The sequence below is a fragment of the Asaia sp. SF2.1 genome (assembly GCF_000505765.1).
Taxonomy (GTDB): Bacteria; Pseudomonadota; Alphaproteobacteria; order Acetobacterales; family Acetobacteraceae; genus Asaia; species Asaia bogorensis.
Genome location: NZ_AYXS01000006.1, coordinates 66,539 through 69,233, shown reverse-complemented (window position 1 = coordinate 69,233; position 2,695 = coordinate 66,539). Strand labels below are relative to the sequence as shown.

The 2,695-nt window shown below is 61.1% G+C and carries 4 protein-coding genes; 3 read left to right on the top strand and 1 reads right to left on the bottom strand.

All coding sequences use genetic code 11. The annotated features are described in order from the left end of the window. Window positions 1-644, bottom strand: a 644-nt coding sequence (locus P792_RS0118200) for a hypothetical protein (protein WP_051395819.1), incomplete at its 3' end; no start/stop codon positions are given. A 328-nt stretch (window positions 645-972) separates the two neighbouring features. On the opposite strand from P792_RS0118200, the gene P792_RS24865 reads away from it, so the two are divergent. From P792_RS24865 to P792_RS24855, 3 genes are all read left to right on the top strand, one after another. Beyond that, window positions 973-1,443, top strand: a complete 471-nt coding sequence (locus tag P792_RS24865) for a hypothetical protein (RefSeq protein WP_031240232.1) — start codon at window positions 973-975, stop codon at window positions 1,441-1,443. 56 nt (window positions 1,444-1,499) lie between these two features. Continuing rightward, window positions 1,500-2,009, top strand: coding sequence for a hypothetical protein (locus tag P792_RS24860; RefSeq protein ID WP_023977999.1), 510 nt, complete (start codon window positions 1,500-1,502; stop codon window positions 2,007-2,009). Beyond that, window positions 1,999-2,695, top strand: a 697-nt coding sequence (locus P792_RS24855; RefSeq protein ID WP_023977998.1) for a transglycosylase SLT domain-containing protein, incomplete at its 3' end; no start/stop codon positions are given. The genes P792_RS24860 and P792_RS24855, both read left to right, overlap by 11 nt.

Here is a 2,695-nt window from a genome sequence, read left to right as displayed (position 1 = left end):
CTTGCGCCCGCGCCGCCCGAACTGGCGGCCGTGTCGAGTATCCTGAGCCAAAGAGGCGGTAGTGCATCCGTTCCGGCTGTCAGGAGCGCCTCGGCGGCAGGCGTGCTCTGCCCGTTGTTTTCACGGTCGTTGACTGCAATGGGGATCAGCGTCAGCCGCAGGCGGCCGGCATCGACCAGAGGCTTGAGCGTCAGCCAGGCGCGCTGGGAGTATCCGCACAGGGGATCGATCACCATCCATAGATGCGGCGCACCAACTCTGCCGATCGAGCCTCCCCAGGCATGGGAAAGTCGGGTCGCCGGACCGGCATTTGTATCGGACGCAACGGGGGCAGGAGCGCCAACGCGTATGGCCGGGATTGTGCCTGCGATCGAATGGATCTGCGAGCGTGTGATGTTCTCACCATCCAGCGTCCACATCACGCCGCCGATAGGCCGCTCGCCATCCGGTGTGATGTAATAGGTCTGAAAATGGGTACCCTTGCGCGCAAATACCCCTCTCATGCCGTGACACATCCCCAGATCGAGGAGGGTTCGGCCATCCTGTGACAGGGCCTTGAGTGCCGGTATGGCGGCGATCGCATCGGGCGCAAACGGGTGAAGCGGCAGATCCGGCTGGCAGGCCGGGTCGGCGATCGCTCGCATTTGCACAGCTGGGATGCTGCGAGCCGGAGGGGGTGGAGCGGGGGCAACGTCCACTGGCTGGATCGCTGGGCATTGCTGGGCGAATGCCGGGGAGGGCAGGGAAAGCAGGCATGGGATCAAGGTAATCCCGGGGATCAGCGCACGCATCGGTTGAGTCCTTGGCAGAGATGATATGCCAAGCCTCCGATGCCTCTATCCAGAGAGCGACAGGCAAATTTCAAAAAAAAGAGGGCAGGTGAAAATAATCGCTCGCTCTCTGGATCATTGCGGCTGACGCTTCAGGAGCGCCGCCAATCTCCGGCCGCGTTTGCAAACGATTGGGCCAACGATGAATCCACTCCCTCGACTACCGGGTTTCAACCAGCCCCTCATCCGGCGCATCATTTTTTATGGCGCCTTCTGCGCACTTGTCGCTGGAGTGGTGGGTCTCGGACTTTACGGGTGGCATGCGAACAAGGTGCGAAGTAACGAATTCCTGACTGCTCGTATCGTCGGGGAGACGCGTAACCGGGGCGACCACCTTAATACAGAGCGTCAGCTCAACGACCTCCGTCAGGCGATCCTGTCGTCAGCCCTGTCAGCTGATGAAAAGAAGCATCTCCTGACCATCTCTTCATCCGCGAGACCGTTCAATTTCCTCTCGATCGCTCCGTATAACGAGGCCCTTCCCAAAGATTTGCCTTTTCTCGTTGACCAGTTCCTGCGGGTCAATAAGGAGGCGGTTGCAGAGGATAAAAGGGGCATGGCTTTATTGTTAGCAGCAAAAGCCAGCACCCCGGAGCAGGTCAGGACGCCTTGAGATCTGTGCGGCTTCATGCCCAGTGTTGGCTTGTTTCACTCTGAGGAGAACAGAAGATGGTTCCAAGATCAGCCCTCGCGGCCCTCACGCTGATCGGCATCACCGGGACGGCGGTGCTGCCTCATGAGACCATGGCTCAGACAAATCCGGCGGGAGCGCAAAAGGGCTTCACCGATCAGGAGCTGGAGCGCATGTCACAGGAACGCCTGCGTGATATGCCCAAACGCGACTGGGGGCCGCCGGTGCCGCAGAGCGCCGTGCCGCATGGCCCGAAACTATCGCCCTTGCCCGAACCCGCGACCTGCCTGAGCACGACATCAGAAGACGAGCCAATCCTCGCCTCTCCCAATTTCGACGCGAAACGGATCGGGATCGCACCGGGACGGATCGCCGCAACGGGGGTGCATCGGGGGGCCTTCACCAAGGTACTTTATACCGGAACACGGCGCGGCTGGATTCCTACTTCACATCTCGTGCCGTTCCGTGCGACGGGCGGCGGCAGTGCCACATTATGCGCTGTATCAGGCGTCGCACCTGATGGCATGATCGCCTATCATGTCGACTAGCGGCAGAACCTGCCTTGTCCTGGCGATAATCTGTTGTGCCCCGGCGCAGGCTGCGCCCGAGGTGATCCCGACCATCCCCGAACTCGGTGGGCCGCATATCACGGCAACCGGCGGCACGACCGGCGATGCGGGGGAGGGGAGCGATACACAGGGCAGTGCGGGGACGGCAAGCACATCATCGCCCTGGACAGGGAGCATTGCGAATAGCGATGCCATGTCGGCCCTGCAGGCGCAGAGCTATGGCAGTTCCGCAATCGCCGCTGCCGAGAATGCGGGCGTCAATCCTGCCACCCTCGCGGCTTTCGGGGAGGTGGAAAGTCACTACCAGAATGTCGGGAACGCGACCTCTTCCGCGCAAGGTGTCTGGCAGATTACCCAGGGCACCTGGGATGACACCGTCAGTGAATACGGCTTGCCTTACACGGATGCGGACCGCGACAATCCTGCCGCCCAGGCGGATGTGGCAAGCCACATCATCGCAAGCTATTCCGCGACCGTGTCCGCGCGTACCGGCGAGCCCGCAACGACGCTACAGGCTTATGGCGCCTATATGTTCGGACCGACGACAGGCGCCAATATCGCCGCTGAAAAGGATTCCTCGGCGCCGCTGAGCAAATATGTTTCCGCCACTGCTCTTTCCAATAATGGCATGTCCGGATGGACTGTCGGACAGTATTACTCGACCA

Excerpts from the sequence above, each read along its gene's own strand:
- P792_RS24860 (WP_023977999.1), top strand. The coding sequence starts at position 1,500 with ATGGTTCCAAGATCAGCCCTCGCGGCCCTCACGCTGATCGGCATCACC.
- P792_RS24865 (WP_031240232.1), top strand. The coding sequence starts at position 973 with ATGAATCCACTCCCTCGACTACCGGGTTTCAACCAGCCCCTCATCCGG.